The following is an 18,284-nucleotide window of genomic DNA, read 5'->3' on the forward strand; positions in this document are numbered from 1 at the left end:
TAACTGAGCTAACGCTGCAACTTTTTGAAATTTTGTAACGCTGTAACGGCCTACAGATTCGAATCCCTGTTGACAGCTTCAATGTTATTCTGAATGTTAATGATATTGGTGACGCTCACATTGAGGTTCTTAGCCGCAATCTGCGCCAGATAACCATTGGCCGTATCGAGCTTAATGGAGATGGCACCCAGAGCAAAATTGGCATTGCCGAGTTTATCTACGGTATCGGCCGTATTCGTCTCAATGCCTTCCATCAGTTTCTGCGACTTACCGATTTCCTCATTGGTCATCGATACCGTATCATCGGCAGAACCGGCCGTGGTACTGCTGTAGCCGCCGTCATCTCCGCTGTAATCTCCGCCCATGTCCGACATTGCGGCATCCGCTTCGGCCTGCGCGGCCGCCGCCGCTTCTTCGGCTTCACGCTTTTTCTTGCTGCCAAAGAGATACATCTTTCCTTTCCGGAGCGGCTCCAGATAATCGCGGTAACTGCCGCCGTCTGACCCAACGATACCACCGGCTTTATAGATCGGTGCACCGTTGCGGTGCAGACTGGAGTGCAGCAGCCGGTCGATGATCGGTCTGTTGTTGGCGTAGGTGTTGCGGCTCAGGATCATGACCGGCTCCCCGCCTTCCATCTCGCCTTTTTCTTCGCCATAGGTACCATCCGGATTTCGCTCGACGATGGCCAGGCCGGACTCCCCGTAACGGGAGCCGTGACGCGGACCCACCGGCACCCCGCCGTTGACAAACCCGCCACGGGCAAAATCCGGTGGTTTCTGGGATTTGATGATCCCGATCTGAATCGCGGCCATTGCGGCCGAAGCCGCTACCCCGATCAGACCGAGCGGAAAGCCCATCGTGGCCAGCGATTTCAGGGCGGCCATTGCCGCGTTGATCAGCGCCATGGCAATCTGTAGCTTCTGGTCCCGCTTCCAGGCCGTCAGTTTCGCTTCTTTCTCCTTAGCCGCTGAATCCTGATTGATTTTATCGACCTCCTTGTCAAACTGCTCTTTCGAGATCTTGCCGGCCTTATACTGATCCTCCCAGCTCTTGACCTGCGTATCTTTTTCTTTCTGGATTTTCTTCAGCTGGGAATCCAGAAACTTCTGATTCAGCTGCTGCAGGGACTGCACCACCTGACCGGCCACCTCCAGTGTTTCGGTACCCTTCTGCGTAAAATCCTGAAGTTTCTGGTTATTGGCCGCTTTATCATTGGCCAGCTTCTTGTTCAGGAAGCCCATGAAGGCAGTGTAGTCGCCATTCATCAGGCCATTGATACCATCGAAAAACTCTTTGGTATTGGCCCGGCGTTTCTCCAGATGTTCCTGATTCAGGGCCGTCATATCCTGCGTGTGCTTCTGATCGGCGGCCGACAACTGACTGTTCTTCCATTCATTCAGGGTTTTGATCGCCTTCATGCGCTCATCATTGTCGCGCACGTTATCCTGAATCTCCTTTACCTTATCGGCATATTCCTTATTGATGGCCGCCGCTGTTTCGTTATACGACTGCTGAAGTTGCTGTTTACGCAGGTTCAGTTTCTGGCTTTCGGTCAGCGTGGTTAGGTTTAGCTGAAACTCCGAGTTGGTTTTATTGGTCGCCTGCTCATACTGGATCAGCTCATCAAACAACTGCTTCTCCTTCTGCTTTCTGGCCTCCTGATCGGCCAGATATTTCTCCATGGCCGCTTTTTCTTCAGCCGCTTTCTTATCGCGGAAGTCTTTCTGCACAGCAGCCACGTCGGCTTCATACTGTTTTTCGACCAGCTGCATCTGCCGGGTCTTCAACGCATGATCGGCCTTCGATTCGGTAATCCGTGCCCGTTCCTTATCCCGCTCAAATTCGAGCTGTGCCAGCTTGCGGGTCTGCTCATCGGCAATGAGTTCAATGTTGCGGCTCCGGATATCATTAACCGCATCAACATTCGCCTTTTTCTTTTCTTCAGCTACCTTTTTAGCATGTTCGGCTTCTTTCTGCTGCTCTTTCGTGCGGTGACCATCATTATCGGAACCCATGCCTGAGAGTGCATCTTTATTGGCGTTTAACATCGCCTGAGCTGATTTCAGAGCAGCGGCACTATCAGCACTGGTTTTCTTCGTGACATGAGCATCGTGATCGGCGGCATCTTTCGTCCGGGCAGCGGTCAGCTCCTTATCATAGGCCTCTTTGAAAGCGGTTCCCATCTTTTCGCCGGCGGCTCTGGCTTTAGCGGCCACGTCGTCGAGCCCCAGGAAAGCGGCTATTTTACCACCGAACTCCAGCAGTTTATTACCAAAGTCAGCGATGGCGTTCCAAAGGGACATGATCGCATTTTTGGCAGGCTCATAGAATGCCCCCAGAATCGCCTGAAGGGCGCCGGCCGCAAAACCGACGACGGCCTGTTGCAGATTCAGCCACAAAGCAACTCCTCGCTGGAGCAGCGAGAACAGGCCGGAAAACGCATCCTGCACCGGTGAAAGCATATCCCACAACACCTTCAGCGCCGCCCAGACACCATTGACGATTCCACGGAAGGTCTCCGATTTTTCATAGGCAATGACCAGACCCGCTGCCAGAGCGGCAATTGCCGTAATAACGATACCGATCGGGTTGGCTTTCAAAGCCGTATTGAGTGCATTCTGAGCCACCGTCCAGGCATTCGTCAGCACCACTTTTGCCTGTGTCAGTCCGTTACTGATGGTCGTCTGAGCGTTGGCCAGTGTTTCCTGCAACGTGCGTGATTTGGTCGCAGCGCCGGCGGCCGTCTCAGCCGTCGTGGTAGCAGCTGTGCGCTGGGCCCGTACCTGATCAGCCGCAGCAGCCAAGGTGGATGCAGCGGCTGCCGCCTTGTCGGCCGCGACTTTTGCCAGCGTGGTGACCTGCGCCTGAATCATATTGGCATTCAGCGTCACCAGCCCCAGCGCCAGTAAGCCGATCGCTGTTTTGTTCTCGGTCACAAACTGCGGAATGTTCCGGATCGCATTTAAAAACAGGACCAGACCGGAAACTGTCGTGGTGACCACCGGCATGAGGCCCACACCCAGTTCAGTCTTGAAGTTTTCGACCTGTTTTTTGGCTTTCTCCAGCTCGGCAGCGGCCGTCTGATTTTTCAGGTTAAACTCATTGGTCAACGAGGTACCTTCAGCCATCGCTTTGGCTGCCAGCTGTTGCTTATCACGTACCACATCGGTCTGGCTGGCCAGCAGACTCATCACCTTAATTGACTCTTGGGAGCCGACCTTCATTTCGGCCAGTCGCTGGGCCACCTGCGTATTACTCAGCCCCTTGAACGATTCGGCCAGTTTCAGCAGAAACTCATTCGGATTGGTGTTAATCAGCCCCTGAACTTCTGATTTAGCCATGCCCATCTGCTTGGCAAACGCGTCAATCTCGTTTGCCCCCGTCAGCATGATATTGGTAATACCACCGGCGGCGATTTCGGCCGATAGCCCAAGCTCCTGCATGGCGGCACCCAAACCCATCGTTTCCGATATCTGCGGAGCCAGGTTGCCCAGCTGACCGATCCGTGTGGTAAACTCGGCCACTACCGGAGCGGTCGCCGATCCGGCCGCCCCTAGCTCGTTCATGGCCGAACCGATCTGGTTGATAGCTTCGCCGGCGTTCAGGTCTTTGGTTTCCTTAAAAAGCTGCGACAGCGTTCCCATTTTAGACGCCACTTCTTCAGCTCCTCCCGAGAACTCATCCCCCAGCGCAACGTTGGCTTTGTCGGTCATCTCGACGAAACCGCGCATTTCATCGGTGGCAATACCGATCTGACCACCTACCTGCGCAATATCCAGCAGCGCTTCCTGACTACTGCGGGTATCCAGATTTTTCAGCGTTTCGTTCAGCCCTTCGACTTCTTCGGTTGTCATACCGGTGGCCTTCCGGATGTCGGCAAATGCATCGGACTGCTTAGCAGCTGCTTCTACGGACTCCTTACCGAAATCGACAACGGCGTCGATGACGTCATCGAGCTGAATGGCGGCAAAAGTGCTCAGGAAATCATCTTTCAGCTGTCCCCAGAGGCTGCTTTGCTGATCAACGGCATCATTGAGATTGCGCATTTCCTGCCGGACGTCGGCAATTTTGCCGTCGACGTCCTTGACCTGCTCCATCTTTTCCAGCCACTCTTCCGAGCCGATCTTGAGTTGGTTTAGTTCCTGGTGCAGCAGCCGGCTACTGGCCCTGAGCTCGTTCAGACTGGCATCATTCAGATCAATACTGCGGGTGTATTCCTTGATTTCGTCGGTAAGATCAGCCTGACGTCTGCGCAGTTCGGTATAGGCTTCTTTCTGCTCATCGGTCCATTCGTCCGAAACCTGCCCCATTTCCCGGAGCTCGCCTTTAACCTCACGCAGCTCGGACTTAAGGCCTTCCAGCGACACCGACGCTTCATCAGTATCTATCTCGGTCCGGAGCTTTACGCTTTCATCTAATTGTCCCATTGGATGTGAATAAAAAAAGCCACGCGGCAAGGTGCGGCGTGGCTTTCGGGCAAAACAGGACAATATTTCAGTCAGTATCTTCTTCTGCAGTCATTTTGATCTGTGCGGCAATCCATTCCGAGGTACGCCAGGCAAGTCGCTTCTTACCGACATTCACCATATTCATTTTGGTTTCGTTGTACCACGTTCCGGAATAAGGCCGTTTGGTGGTATACACCTTGCGGCTGAAACTGATACCGGCCGCAATCCTGCGCACGGCATTTGGTACGGTGGCAATGCGTGAGCCGGTACGGTCCCAGTAACCGGATACATAAGCAAAATTTCCGATACCCACCTTCTCTACAAAGAATTCCATCGCATCGATGGGCGGCATACTGCCCCGATAGCGGAGCTGGCGCATATCCTTGAAGCGGCCATAATTCAGCAGATCTATTTCAGCGGCCACCTGCGTAGCCGACCGCACAATATGATACCGGAATGAGCGCATCAGCTCTTCAGTCAGCACCAGCCGTTTGGCTTCCAGCGCCCGCCGGAAGTATAACAACGCATCGGCCGTCAGCTCCTCGAGCACTTCCGTCGCTATTTCGTCGAAGGTTAAATCCATGATCAGAAAAACGTAAAAGAGCCAATGTTTTCCGTAGCGGCATAAACGCCACCCGTGTTCACATAATAGTGTGCCGTTGCGGCCGGTACAACCGTTCCCCGCAGTGACGCCGGCAGTTGCAGTACGTATTGGGGTACGAACGCACCGAACGGCTCATTGATCACACACGGACCGGCCGACCATTGCATGTTGGTCATCGATGCCGCAAAGCGAAGTTTCATGGTCAGCGTATAGCTCTGATCCGGATTGCGGGTTAACAGAATATAGATGGCCGTCCCGTTATCATAAACCGACTGCGTGGCATTGACACAGGCTCCGTACTGATCGGCATACGCCTGCGTATTAATGGCCGACCACGCCACTTCGGCCTTCGCATCGGCATCGGCCTGACTGATCCCGGAACCATACTGACCGGCGGCTACATTGATTAAGGCACTCGACCCGATGGTACCGGTACCACACCCCTGTTTGACATAGGTTCCATACCGGTTAATGGCCACGTTCAGATATGGCGCCAGCGTACACCCGCCGTATTGATTTGCATACGCCTGACTATTGAAGGCCGACCACGCCACTTCGGCCTTCGCATCGGCATCGGCCTGCGAGATTTCAGAACCATAGGTACCTGCATCAATCACAATCAATGCCGTTGACCCTACCTGATTTGGCTGACAGTTGTTTCGGTGGAACGTTCCGTACCGCTCAATCCGGACATTGAGAAACGGAGTCACCACACATGACTCCGCTTCCTGAGGCGGAATGTAATCGGTACTGTCCGGCAGATTGATCACAATCACCGGCGGGATAACCGGCTCTCCGGTATTGAGATAAATCTGACGGCGAAGCGTGGTAATCTGACGGCCGGTACGCTTTCCGTTGGCGTCCAGCTCACAGGCAAATGTAAAGCTCTCCCAGGCTGTCGGCTGGGTACTGGATGCCACCGGCGTGGGCAGGTTAGAGATATTACGCTCCTTATTGGCATACAAAAACGAAAACTGCCGGCCGATCAGCTGCTCGTCGTCATTTGCGGCCAGATAGCTGTCACCCTGAAGCACCAGCGGCAGGTGTGCACGGTCTGTTACCAGAAATATATCATGCGACATGGCCAGCTCCTGAAGCCACGTACGCTGCAAGGGGGTCAGGTATTCGGTATTGACAATCAGCTCACGGGTTCCCTGCACGTCGGTCACCACCTGCTCGGTATAGCTGGCAATACCATAGGTATCCCCCGCCCGCTCGGCTACCGATCGCGCCGGTTTCAGCGATTCGCTGCCGGTACCGACCAGGCTCAGCGTATCGACCCCGCCTAATGAATTCGAAAAGAGAATAAACCGGCATTGCCGGTAATACCGTTGATCGGGATAATACCGGCGTACTGCGCTGATCCGTTCCGTACTCTCGTTCGATAGCCAAACCTGGTAAAACTTAACCCGCTTTTCTTTGGCAAACGCCCCCACTACCGTCGGCCCGACCGGTATACAGTAAACTGTCATTGATGAAATATCAGTTGCCGTCAGCAGCGTTGCTGTCTCTGTCGTATCGTCATCGAAGGTATACTGCACCCGTAACCGGAGCTCCGCCGGCGACGGACTCAGGTTATTGAGAAAGTAAAGGAACTCGGGTTGTCCGGGCAGGACTTTCTTGCTGTCAGGTTGCCAGGTCAGGAACCTTCCGGCCAGTGCAAACGAGCTAACAAACACGCCCATTCCCCAGAATGCGTAATCGCGCTCGGCAATACCGGCTTTGATCATCCATTCGGTATTTGACTGATCAGAGCTCGCCGTATTATTCTCGTAAATGATTGTCTGAACGGTGTAAAACTGCCGTGTCATCTGCTCGCAGATGCTGATATACTGCTGGTTGAACTTAGGTAGCGAGACCGCCAGCAGGGAATCAGCAATATCCTGAAGTTCGAACGACGCACCGGCATATACCAGATTCCCGCCGAATTGTCGGGGTGGTGCTTCAGAAGCCTCCAGCGGGTTGGCCGTCATTTTGGTGAATGTATTGGCCCGGAAAAACTCCTGCACGTACAGATCGGCCGTGTAGCGGATTTCGGCCCGGTTGGGATAGGTCACAGGGTTGAGCGAGGCCTGCCGGATAACCAGATAATTCCGGCTCAGCCGGACCGGCAGATACATGGCGGTAGCAAACGGATCAATCATCGCTTATAAACGGTTGACAGGTTGAACGTAGCCATAAACTCCATCCGGAAACCGTAATGACTATCCAGCCAGAGCTGGCTGACGGCCTCCTTTTTAATACCCGTGACCTCACAGATAATTGACCCGTCTTTTGTGTCTTTGTGAAGCTTGCTTTGCAGCCGGTACAGAATGGACAAAGCGCTGTCATACGCCCTGATCTGCGCGTCATGATCATCCTGAGGGGCATCAAAAAGTACGGAGATACCCGACTGAAAAACTTCGTTGAAGTTATGATTACCGGTCGAGTCGGAAATGATGGTCGGCTGCTCCAGCCAGGCAAAGGGGTAGTTAAAATCGGGGTGCGAGCGGGGCGCTTCCAGTCCGAGTTCGACTGACCCGAACATAAAAAAGGTTAGTTCCGGATCATTGTCGGCCCATTCCTGAAAGTAGGCCACATAGTTTAGCAGGGTACCTGTCTTCATACAAAATCCTGTTTCCGGCAAAGATGCCAAGCGGCAATTGCCGGAAACAGGACATAATCTTTAATAGTATCATGTCAAAAAAATAATTTCTTAAATTTATAGCGCTTTGTATAGCGCTTCACAGAGGCAAACTCTTTTACAATTAGCATTATTAACATTCTTTACCCACTTTTAGACAAATGAATAATTACGACTTACTAATTTTATCTGCTGATGAATTTGAAAACTTCACTAGAGATCTTTTACAAGCCAAGCTGAATGTATTCATTGAGAGTTTTACAAGTGGCCCAGATGGTGGTATTGACTTAAGATATGCCACAGATAAAAATAAAAAAATAATTATTCAAGCCAAAAGATACAAAGACTACAATTCACTGATAAATAACCTAAAAAAAGAAATCAAAAATCCAATAAAATTAAATCCAGAGAGATATATAATATCAACAACAGTTGGATTAACACCTAAAAACAAAGAAGATATCCTAAAACTATTCTCCCCTCACATAAAATCAACAGAAGATATTATCGGAAATGATGACTTACAAAATCTTCTAAGTTTACACAAGAAAATTGAATTAAAATATTTCAAGTTATGGATTACCAGTACAAGGGTACTTGAGAAAACCTTACACAGTAAAATTTACAATCAATCAGAATTTGAAATCGAGGAAATACGTAATCAGGTAAAACTATTTGTTCAAAATAGAAGCTTTCATAAAGCACTAAGTATACTAAGTAAGTACAAATATGTAATTATTTCAGGGATCCCCGGAATTGGAAAAACAACCTTAGCTAGAATGCTAACATTACGTTTTCTATCCCAAGAATATAATGAGTTTATTTATTTAAACAGCTCAATTGATGAAGCTTATCAATATTTCAATATTAATACTAGTCAAATTTTTCTATTTGATGACTTCCTTGGAAAGAATTTCTTTCAATATGATAACAATAAAAATGAAGACGCAAAAATCATTAAACTAATTAATAAAATCAGGAGCAGCAATAATAAATTAATCATTTTCACTACTCGGGAATACATCTTAAACCAAGCTATGTTTTCATTCGAGGAATTTACATTAAACCATATTGATATAGCAAAGTGTACAATTGATTTAACATCTTACACAAGTATAATCAAAGCAAAAATACTATACAATCACATGTTTTTTGCTGAAATACCTAAAAGTCATTTAAGTGACCTAATGAAACATAATAATTTATCAAAAATAGTAAACCATAAAAACTATAACCCGCGGATAATTGAAGCAATAATTAATAAAAAAATTTGGACTTTATGCAACAGCACTGATTTTTCCAATCAGATTAAATCTTACTTTGACAACCCAGAAAGCGTCTGGTTGCATACATTTCAAAAGGCTCTTGATCCTATCTCAAAATACACCTTGCTTGTCTTACTAACACTTGGAACTCCTTTGCTACTAGAAGATTTAGAGGAAGCATTGACATCATTTTTAAAAAACAATCAAAGTGAATTGAATTTATTTTTCGACCCTTTAAAGTTCAATAAATCAATAAAAGAATTGGAGAATACATTTATTAAAACCCAAATAGATGAAGATAAGTCTATAATTATCGAATATCAAAATCCATCTATTCAAGACTTTCTATTAAACTACATTAGAGATAAAAAATATTTAATAAAAAACCTAATTAATGGAGCAATATTTAAAGCACAATTCTTTACAATATTCACTTCTTTAGACGAGGAATCAGAAAATTATTACTCCAAAATAAAACTTTCTCCGGAATTAGCGAAGCAAGCATTCGAGAAAATAAAAAGCAATTATCATAATTTAAAAAACTTAAATTTCAATGTACAACATTCCCCTTTTGACGAAAATGAATTCTGGAGTTTTTCTATTGAAAATGAATACAGTTTCTTATACACATTATTAATTGAGTTGCAATCAATCAAAAAAGAGGTCGAAGAATTTGTCAGAATCGAATTTAACAAGATAATATATATACAAACTTATGATTTCAATGAACAAGATAAATATATTAAAATTTTCGAGATGTTAAAACATTATTCTCTAGAGTTTGATGGACTAATGGTAATTGATAGCTTTTTTAAAAATCTCATTAATCTCAACAATTTTATCAATTTTATTTCACTAAGAAATATTTTACCTGACACTTATAAAACATATACAAGCTCAAGGTCTTTTGAAGAAAATTTACGCATTATAGTCAACGAAGAATTAAAATCAGCAACACCATATGCCCTTGAAGAACTAGCAGAGAATATGATAATATTATCGAAAGAATTCGATTTTGATTTTGAGCAAGAGTTTTCAACATTAAACTATAAACTCAGCGAAAAAAGAGATTCATATAATGAGTATTATGATGAAGAAAGATCTCATGAAACTTATGCTCATAGTGAGTATCAAGAACTTGACGAAGAAAAACAAATCGAAGACTTGTTTAATGGTTTACTTAATCAATAACTAAAATAACGTATATTCTATTACACATTAACTTGATTCGCACTGTTTCGCTTTAAGGTCCTGTGCTTCAAATACAGCCAGATCGTATGGCAGTTTTCAGCACATACCTGCTGAAACTGTCCATGTGTCCCCAGCTCAGCCACCTGCTCCAGACATGTCAGCCATCCCTCCCCGTTCTTGTACAGGGGTGGCGCTTTTTCTTCCGGATCACCGCCGAATACTTCCCCGTACCGCTCCAGAAACGAGCGGTTCAGGCTTTCAAAGTATTGAACTACCGCAATAACTACCCCGAAATGAAGCTTTGAAAATTCAGCGGCCCGCTCGTCGGCCAGTACTGAGTTGTATTCTTCACGGGCATCGCCGTTCCATTTCACTGACCGGCGAAAACTTTTGATATCCGTCCGCTGCGGGCGGCATAACGTGGCTACCAGCTTCAGCGCCGCTTCCTTGTGGCCTTTGGCAAATTGCAGGTAGTAGATGTTGGCCATCGCCAGCTCAATGGCCGACGTATTGGCAAAGCCTTCGGCAGGCAGCAGGTAGTCTTTGCCGTTGAGCGTAAAATGCCCGAATGGCTGGCTGGTAACCGGCGTTTCAAACGCCCACTTTACCAGCTTTTTCAGCCGGTAAAGCTGCTCGCCGTTCAGCTGCGAAAGCTGCTTTACCTGGCAATCTGACAGAATCCGGAGCATCATTACCGTATAATGCGCCTTCCGGAGTTCGTGCTTCTCAACACTGGCAGACAGCTGGAGCAACAGTCCGTTCTTGAGCTGCTCAGGGGTGCATTCCTGCCAGCTGTCTGCCACATGATATTCCCGCTCACTGATCCAGAACTTTTTCATCGGAATAAACCAAACTTAGCTGCAACAAAAACCACTACCCCGATCCGCCAGCTCCAGTTCTCCAGCCGTGACATACGCAATTGCTGCCGGGTTTGCCGGCCATCCCCTTCGGCCTGCTGCTGCAAATTGCCGGTAGCCTGCTGCTGACGGTTGATCCGTCCGAACTCGGCATCTTTCTGCCGGATCGTATGATTCAGGTAAGCGATAGTTGAGTCTTTCAAGGCCTGCGCTTGCCGGCAGGTTTCCAGATCGATCCGCTGTTTCAGGATCAGCCGCGCGCCGGCTTCGGTTAGTACGATGGGACGGCCGGGTAACGGCCGGATACTGTCGGCCAGGCTCATTATAGTACCGGTCGATTTCCCGCTGCAGGTCATCACCGTGCAGCTGATCAATATCACGCTTAAGACTATCTGCATATCCGAAAAGAAGTAAAAGTTGCTTATCCGTTGCGGCCTGACGCCAGAACAGTTCCTGATTGATGGAATCCTGCCGGTGCAGGTTTTTGTAGTAGGCCGTCGAGTCATACGGCAGTGTCTGTACAACTGACCGGCGGTGACCGTTGATCAACACTACCAGCAGGACAGCCAGCGCCACGATCAGTATTACCCAGACCTTTATCCGTATGGTCTGGTCAAGCATCTCTGACAGGCTTTCTGTATGCTGCGGGCGGTCCGGTGGGGGCGGCGGTGGTACTGGTGGCGTTGTCATAGTACCAGCCCTCTCAGTTTCAGGTACTGCTTTGTCTCCGTATGGTCGAAGTCTACCGTCAGTTTAGCGATACCGGCCACCGTCGCTGACAGGATGGTCAGCCCTTCGGCTATCAGTTCCACAACCGCCGGTACAGGGATTCCGGCGGCAGCGAGCTGTGTCTGAAAAGCCACCAATGCCGCAGCCAGGGCCGCCACCCAGATGCCGCCGGTGACCAGCGGTTTGAAGAACTTGCTGGTCGGCAGCTTGAGCCGCTCCGTCAGCGTGAGTTGATTGTTCATGAAACATGTGTAGTGAAAAGTGAAAAACTACTCCTTGAAAAGCCGGATCTGATTCCGGACAATGTTTTTGGGCCGCACCAGATCAGTATGCACCCCCTGATTGGGACTGCCGGTATTACCGCCGACCGCTCTGAAAATGCGTATGCGCGGATCAAGCGGCCAGTACTTGTTAAATTCTACATGCGACCACGTGCGGTAGGTGACGATATCACCCGGTAAGGGCATTTGACCAGCCTTCAGAAAAAAAGGTTTGAGCGTGTTCCAGCTTGCCACCGACGCCATATTGATCTTTCTGACCGCTCCGCTGACCAGATCACACTGAATCAGCACCCAGCCCACAAACGCCCCGCAGTAGGGCTTTGCCCTGCCCGGAAGCTTTTCCGGACTTTTCCAGCCGATTGCCCGGAAATACACATTGATCTGTTTGTGATCGTTGTTGTTGGTCGCTTCACGGACATAGGTCTGTGATTCGGCCGTGCTGATGATGCAAGCCCGTTTCTGCTGGATGCTGTCTAGGCGTACAGGGCCTGATAGAAGCTGGCAAAAAGCTGGGTGAACAGCCAGACAAGCAATAAGATAGAGCCCAAAACCGCCCACGCGGGCGCTTCGGATAATACACTCTCGAACGTACGTTCTGATTCGACGCGGTTGTGCCATATGCGGTATAGTTGTGGAAAGAATAAGCGGATAAACAGCACCCCGACCAGTACCGTCAGAAACGTCAGCGTAAAGGAAAGCAGCGCCCGTACCGGTGCATTCTGGAACATGCTGTGTCCCATCGCATTGTTGGGATCAGCGGCTACCTTACTACCGAAGTAATACGTCGCCAGCGCACTCAGCAGAAACATGCCTATGGTGTACCAGATCGCCCGGGTAGTCGAGAGCGCCGGTTTACGGGCCGTCTGACCGGCTGCCTCAGGAGCTTTTTCTGCAATACCCAGATCGGCCGCCAGCTCAGCCGCTTCGGCTTCAGCGGATTTGGCCAGATTCAGGTAGTCTCTGGCCACCTCGGGCTCACTCCGGAACTTGTCGGCCATTTCCCGCCAGTCGACGGCATCCGAACGCAGACCGTTCAACTTCTCCAGCTTTTCCTGACGGATCGCTTCGTTGGCCTGCTGGCGCTTCTGGGTCAGCTCCTGCAGCTTGGAGCTCAGGGATTCTTCCTGCTGATCCAGATCAGACAGTACTTTCGAAAACTCATCGGCTTCCGGTTTGGGAGCCTGCCCTCCATTACTGTGAATCCGGCGGAATGGCTGGTCTTTGTGGTTGTTTTTTGCGCTCATAATCATAGCACGAATGGTTGTTGTGGATCGTTATTGGCCGGTAGCCGGTATGGTTTCTTTTCGGACACCGTATAGGCATCCGACTGATAGTAGGCAGGAAAAACCGTTGGTGAAGCCTTATGATCGAGGTACTTTTTCAGCTTCATGGTCTCGTTGCGGGCCTCCCTGTTACACTCAGCCTTTATCTCGGCACGGCGGTTTTCAGGCAGCACATCCTCATTGACAATCCCGTCCGTTTCGGACAGGTAGCGCAGATCGGCATTGATATTGATAAAGGTCACCGCGCGGCTGAAAGCATCATTGGCCACAGCTGACCGGATCATTTTAAGCGCTTCCGACTCCTGAGCCGTCCAGCTGTAGGTTCGGTCAGGCAGTTTGCCTTTCAGATACGTATAGAAGCTCTCCCCGATCAGCGGCCGGATCAGGTCGTTTTCCGCCTTGATAATGTAGGGCCTTAGCGCCACATATAACCGGCGGCTGTTCTGGACCGCTCCGAAGTACTCCGTATACTCGGTGGCCGTTGCCAGAAACAGCGAATGGCTTACCGTGTAGGCATTGGAATTGACCCAGACCGGAAAACTACCGACATGTTTTTCAAGATATTGCAGCACCCGTTCCAATGACCGGTCCGCCTTATCGCGGGCTTCCTTGATCCGGGCAACAATGGCCCACTTGCCGGGAGCCTGCATGTTGGGCGGACTGGCAACGGCAACGCCTAAGTCCCCTTTCTGGAGCATAATGGCCAGCTCACTGTCCATTTCCACAAAGTGGCAAAGAGCAATCCGGATGCGCTCAATCAGCGTTTCCTCGAGCGGGGTTGCCGTAACCACATCTGTCGCCGCATTGATCTTTGTCAGCAGATGGTCATACAGCTCTTCCCCGATGGCAGGCACAATATGATCCAGCTCCGCCTGACGCACGAACGGTGCCCAGGTATCCCAGGTCGTTTTCTTCTGGATACCGCCTAACAGGCTTTTCAGAACGGGCAGCGTGTTAATTAGCATTGTCAGTGTTGTTTGGATTGGCACCGGCATCCGTCGGCGTTACATCCGGGTTATAGACTTCGATATCCTCAAACCAGAACTGAATATCAGCCGCCCAGCCATTGAGGCGACGGGCAATCCAGAGCGGCCGGAGCAGTAACTGACGGTCGGCAAACGTGCGGAACTTCTGCTGGAAATTAGCCGCCACTTCCAGTTCCTTTCCGGAACCACCCAGCCGCCCACCGGTATCCACGCCCGCCAGTGCCGGCAAGATACCATGGCCACTGGCCTGAGCGGCTTTGGCCGTGTTGTACAGCTGCACGTAGGCATCGTCGGTCATGGTGTTTTTCAGCGGGATAATTTCCACGCCTGGCAGGGCTTTCATGCCCACTAAATCCTGTTTGTAGAAAGTCACCACGGCCCGGTCAGACTCGCCGGCCAGACTATTTTTCATCTGCTTGAGCACCGCATCCCGGAAGGCATCCTTTTCTTCCTGCGTCTCCAGTCCTTCCTTTTCGAAATAATCATCCGGTATCTTGATCAGATACTTGATGTTATAGCCGTTGGTCAGCCCCGACATGTGATAGGCCGGAATCTTGTTGGCCACTTCCGTCCATGAACGGGTTCCCCACCAGGCCGCAAACGAGTAAAACGGCTGACCGGGCAGGCGGTGCTTAGCGTGGTAAATCGACGATGGGAACGCCAGCGGACGCGCCGGATCATAGACCGGTACCGTCACCGAATCATCCACCCTGAAATGACGGGTTCCATACCCGGCATTCAGCAGGAAAGCGGTCGGCCTGCGCTCATTCGGCTGTAAGGCCCGGTAGCGGGTTTCAAAACAGTCGTTTACGTCAAACGGCAGCACCTTGCCGTCACGGTCGAGCGTGATCCGGGTAAAATGCTGGCCGGCGTAACTGACCTGCCCTGCCGTATCGATCCAGTAACCCGACTCGTCGAGCGCCGCCGTGAAGTCGCTGATGGCGGTATAATCCGCATGGGTCGTGGCCAGCTCTTCATAAATGCGCTGCTTGCCTTCCTTGCGGACCGTACCGAACCGGAGACCCAGACCAACCAGAAAATCACGGCGGGTATTGATCAGCTCCCACTTAACGTCGTTGTCGGTCGCCAGCCGGTGCATGAGATTCGGCTGGTTATCTTTCAGGCCCCAGGGGATATGATCGGTTAAACCGGGGGTGCGAAGCGGGGACGTGCGCGGGCCGTAACCGGTATCGCCTGCCCCCGGATATACTTCCACAAATGCACCCAGTTTCGATGGCTCATCCCTGAGCAGAAAGATGTTATTGCTTATCTGAACAACTCCTGACATAATTAATACGGGTGAACGACGGTCATTTCATTGAACTCAACCAGGCAGTCAATGTACACGTCGAATGTGTGGTCAATGGCAGGTTGATACAGGCGAAGCAGTCCGGAGCGGTTTGATTGTTTCTGATCACCCAGTCCGTTGGTAGTGGGCAGACGGGTACAGCCTACCTTTACCGAAATGTTTCCGTCTGTCTTCCGGAACTTCACCGAAAAGACGGCGCCGGGTTTGTTAACCAGGGCCAGTACTCCGCCTTCTCCGACCAGATTGATCTTCTTTTTACCTGTCATTTGCGTGCTGAAATCCGGTACAATCTTAGTTTTTAACCGGTCAAGGCTACAGGACGGGTTTGTTTAGCGGCCAAACGGGGGCGGTTTTCAATGCTTTTTCCGGCAATTGTCAGCGATTCAGGCGGTTAAATGAAAAACGGCGGGCAAAACACTGTTTTTCCCGCCACGAACTGGCCCGCACTTTACCGGATGCGGCCCTTGCCGGTTCAGTTTTTCGGAATATAACATTGTCACTTTCGAAAAAATCGGATTGATTTTTTTGCAGACCATGCCACTTACATGCTGGCAATGTGATTCTGAAGCGGACCACGGTTGCCGATCAGATTTCTGTACTTTCCCCAGAGCAGATAATCCAGTGCATCAGTGCCATCGGTTGCATACTCACGGTTGCGGGCCTGCTTTTCACTGCTCTTGTCTTTCTTAAAGCTGCCGTCGGTCTTAACCGGCGTTGACTTCATAGCGATCAGCAGTTCTTTGTTGTAGTGGCGGTTGAAGCGTACTCGTGGTGTCCGCGGGTTGCTCTGCTCCATAAGCAGACTGATGAGTGTGTACTTGTCTTTATGACCTGGGTTCTTTCTACTGCCTGGCTCCTGATAACGGCGTACGATACGCCACCCCTTACTCTCCAGTACTTTACAGTAGGTCTCAAAGAAAGGCCGGTTTTCCTGATCGTTACCGGCACTGCGGTTTTTGCCCGATAAATCACCCCATACGTGCACCACTTTACGCTCATGGGAAGCATAGGTTTCACACCATTTTTCGGCCAGTGCCTTGATCAGGTTTTTGTCCGTATCGGTCAGCGTCGATTTTTCAAACATTGACCGGATCACCCTGAACTCACTACCGACTTCCTGACCGGTCACACACCAGCAGATATCGGCGTTAAAGTCCAGACTTATTTCCAGATCCTTGTCCGACAGATAATCGTTGGAGCGGTAAACGTGCAGCTTCAGTTTATCATCCCACTGATAATCGTAGCACTGCGTATAGTAGTGGATATTTTCTGACAGGGCGAAGTAAAAACAGTTGGGTAATTTGTCGATCCGCTTGTTGAGCACTTCGACGTCAAACTGTAAATCTGTCAGTACATCCCTGAGCGTTTCGGCATAGTCATCGGGCAGAACGTCGGCGTTATCCAGATAGGTACTCTCCAGCCAGAGGTGTGTCGGCGGAATCTTTTCCTTTTCGGCTGTGGCCATCTCTGCCCTGAGCGCCATCATTTTCAGATACGCTTCTTCCGTTTTGAGAATCCACTTCCCCTGATCTGTCCAGGGAGCCGACGTAAAATCGTAGAAAGATTTCCATTTCCGGCTTTTCGAAATTGCCCGGTAACGGTTGGCCCGCATGGTCGGCAAGAGCACTTCACCAATAAAGCTTTCCTTGATCTGCGCCGATTCGTCGGCCCGAACAGCATCAGAGTTAATCCCCCGGTGCGTCTGGGCGTTATCTTCTGACACAAACTGATAGGATAAGCCATTGATAAAACTCATGGTGTACGGTATGGCCCGCTTGCCGACCGGTTCCCACGGGCGCTCCCAGTGATCCGGCGGCTGAATACCGACAACATACACACCCCAGGGCGTATGTTTGGTATACTCGTCGAATCCGCAGGCCTTGAGACCTGCCTTGAGTCCGGGCAGTACAACCGAATCAAGCTGAACATAGCTGTTACCGGCTAATACTACTTTGCCTTTGGGCAGCTCAAAGAAGTTTTCGTAGGTATCAATAGCCAAGGTACGGGTTTTGCCCGAACCACGGCCGCCCATAAACGTTTTCCGCTTTGCCCGGGAGCGCAGAAACTTGGTTTGCTTGTCATTGGCGTAGATGTATCTGGTATCATCCCGCTGAGCCATCCGCTTACTCATCGTCGTCACGCTGCTGCTGCTTAAGAATATTGACGTTGTTGACGAAGACAATATTTGGTTTCACCATGAAGTCTTCCGGATCAAAACCGGCCGCATCTTCTCGGTACAGGCCTTCCAGCCGTTTGGCTTCTACCCACGCTTCCTTGGCGGTTTTGTAATCCTTATCGGCACGGGCCAGGTTGCTCAGCATCTCCAGATAAAGCACAGCCGCGCGGGTTTTGCCTTTTTTATGGACTTCACGGGCATTACCGTAAATGTGGTAGGATTCGTCGATTATCACGCGGGCCATGCCTTCCTTGATACCGAACTGTTTCTCCAGCGACGAGCGTACCATTTCGTCCGTGCGGCCAATGGACACCATGCCCCAGGCAAACGAATACTTCAGAAACATATCCTGCTGGGTAGCGGTCAGGCAGGGCTTCCGGGGTTGCTCCGGATCAGGTTCCCAGGCAACTTCATCATTTAGGTACTGTAAGTAAACTGACAATTTATCCGTGTTGACGCCCAGCTGACGGCTCATACGGCGAATGGACGTCCCGTTCTTTTTTGATTTTGGCATGGTCTCTCTACATAA

The 18,284-nt window shown here is 50.1% G+C and carries 15 protein-coding genes; 1 reads left to right on the top strand and 14 read right to left on the bottom strand.

The features are described 5' to 3' along the window. Positions 1-50 precede the first annotated feature (50 nt). The 4 genes from BLX24_RS03630 to BLX24_RS03645 form a co-directional block, all read right to left on the bottom strand. Positions 51-4,430 carry a phage tail tape measure protein gene (locus BLX24_RS03630; RefSeq protein ID WP_071501664.1) on the bottom strand — a complete coding sequence of 1,460 codons (4,380 nt, stop codon included), beginning with the start codon at positions 4,428-4,430 and terminating at the stop codon, positions 51-53. A gap of 67 nt (positions 4,431-4,497) precedes the next feature. Beyond that, a complete protein-coding gene (locus tag BLX24_RS03635; protein ID WP_071501665.1) occupies positions 4,498-5,034 on the bottom strand; it encodes a hypothetical protein in 537 nt (178 codons plus the stop codon). Between the two features lie 2 nt (positions 5,035-5,036). Further along, positions 5,037-7,199 (bottom strand): DUF5977 domain-containing protein, encoded by a 2,163-nt coding sequence (locus tag BLX24_RS03640; RefSeq protein ID WP_071501666.1) that lies wholly within the window; start codon positions 7,197-7,199, stop codon positions 5,037-5,039. Beyond that, positions 7,196-7,660, bottom strand: a complete 465-nt coding sequence (locus BLX24_RS03645; RefSeq protein ID WP_071501667.1) for a hypothetical protein — start codon at positions 7,658-7,660, stop codon at positions 7,196-7,198. Before BLX24_RS03645 ends, BLX24_RS03640 begins: the two co-directional genes overlap by 4 nt. Positions 7,661-7,839: 179 nt before the next feature. Between BLX24_RS03645 and BLX24_RS03650 the strand changes: the two genes are divergently transcribed. After that, on the top strand, positions 7,840-10,134 hold the full coding sequence (locus BLX24_RS03650) for an nSTAND3 domain-containing NTPase (protein ID WP_071501668.1): 2,295 nt from the start codon (positions 7,840-7,842) through the stop codon (positions 10,132-10,134). A 20-nt stretch (positions 10,135-10,154) separates the two neighbouring features. Here the strand turns inward: BLX24_RS03650 and BLX24_RS03655 are convergent, their stop codons facing one another. The 10 genes from BLX24_RS03655 to BLX24_RS03700 all read right to left on the bottom strand — a co-directional run bounded on the left by BLX24_RS03655 (position 10,155) and on the right by BLX24_RS03700 (position 18,269). Then, a complete protein-coding gene (locus BLX24_RS03655) occupies positions 10,155-10,973 on the bottom strand; it encodes a hypothetical protein (RefSeq protein ID WP_071501669.1) in 819 nt (272 codons plus the stop codon). After that, entirely contained in the window at positions 10,970-11,389 is a 420-nt protein-coding gene (locus BLX24_RS03660) for a hypothetical protein (protein ID WP_143092552.1), read from the bottom strand. Before BLX24_RS03660 ends, BLX24_RS03655 begins: the two co-directional genes overlap by 4 nt. A gap of 288 nt (positions 11,390-11,677) precedes the next feature. After that, positions 11,678-11,962: a hypothetical protein gene (locus BLX24_RS03665; RefSeq protein WP_071501671.1), complete on the bottom strand. Its 285-nt coding sequence runs from the start codon at positions 11,960-11,962 to the stop codon at positions 11,678-11,680. A 27-nt stretch (positions 11,963-11,989) separates the two neighbouring features. Beyond that, on the bottom strand, positions 11,990-12,559 hold the full coding sequence (locus tag BLX24_RS03670) for a hypothetical protein (protein WP_229201686.1): 570 nt from the start codon (positions 12,557-12,559) through the stop codon (positions 11,990-11,992). Further along, on the bottom strand, positions 12,475-13,245 hold the full coding sequence (locus BLX24_RS03675; RefSeq protein ID WP_143092553.1) for a hypothetical protein: 771 nt from the start codon (positions 13,243-13,245) through the stop codon (positions 12,475-12,477). Before BLX24_RS03675 ends, BLX24_RS03670 begins: the two co-directional genes overlap by 85 nt. Before the next feature lie 2 nt (positions 13,246-13,247). Further along, a complete protein-coding gene (locus BLX24_RS03680; protein ID WP_071501673.1) occupies positions 13,248-14,249 on the bottom strand; it encodes a DUF6712 family protein in 1,002 nt (333 codons plus the stop codon). Next, positions 14,239-15,558 carry a hypothetical protein gene (locus BLX24_RS03685; RefSeq protein ID WP_071501674.1) on the bottom strand — a complete coding sequence of 440 codons (1,320 nt, stop codon included), beginning with the start codon at positions 15,556-15,558 and terminating at the stop codon, positions 14,239-14,241. Before BLX24_RS03685 ends, BLX24_RS03680 begins: the two co-directional genes overlap by 11 nt. Positions 15,559-15,560: 2 nt before the next feature. Further along, on the bottom strand, positions 15,561-15,845 hold the full coding sequence (locus BLX24_RS03690) for a hypothetical protein (RefSeq protein WP_071501675.1): 285 nt from the start codon (positions 15,843-15,845) through the stop codon (positions 15,561-15,563). Between the two features lie 275 nt (positions 15,846-16,120). Continuing rightward, a complete protein-coding gene (locus tag BLX24_RS03695) occupies positions 16,121-17,710 on the bottom strand; it encodes a terminase large subunit domain-containing protein (RefSeq protein WP_071501676.1) in 1,590 nt (529 codons plus the stop codon). Further along, positions 17,703-18,269 (bottom strand): hypothetical protein, encoded by a 567-nt coding sequence (locus tag BLX24_RS03700; protein WP_143092554.1) that lies wholly within the window; start codon positions 18,267-18,269, stop codon positions 17,703-17,705. The genes BLX24_RS03695 and BLX24_RS03700 overlap by 8 nt, the downstream gene beginning before the upstream one ends. Positions 18,270-18,284 lie beyond the last annotated feature (15 nt).

It is taken from the genome of Arsenicibacter rosenii, assembly GCF_001870735.1.
Lineage (GTDB): Bacteria > Bacteroidota > Bacteroidia > Cytophagales > Spirosomataceae > Arsenicibacter > Arsenicibacter rosenii.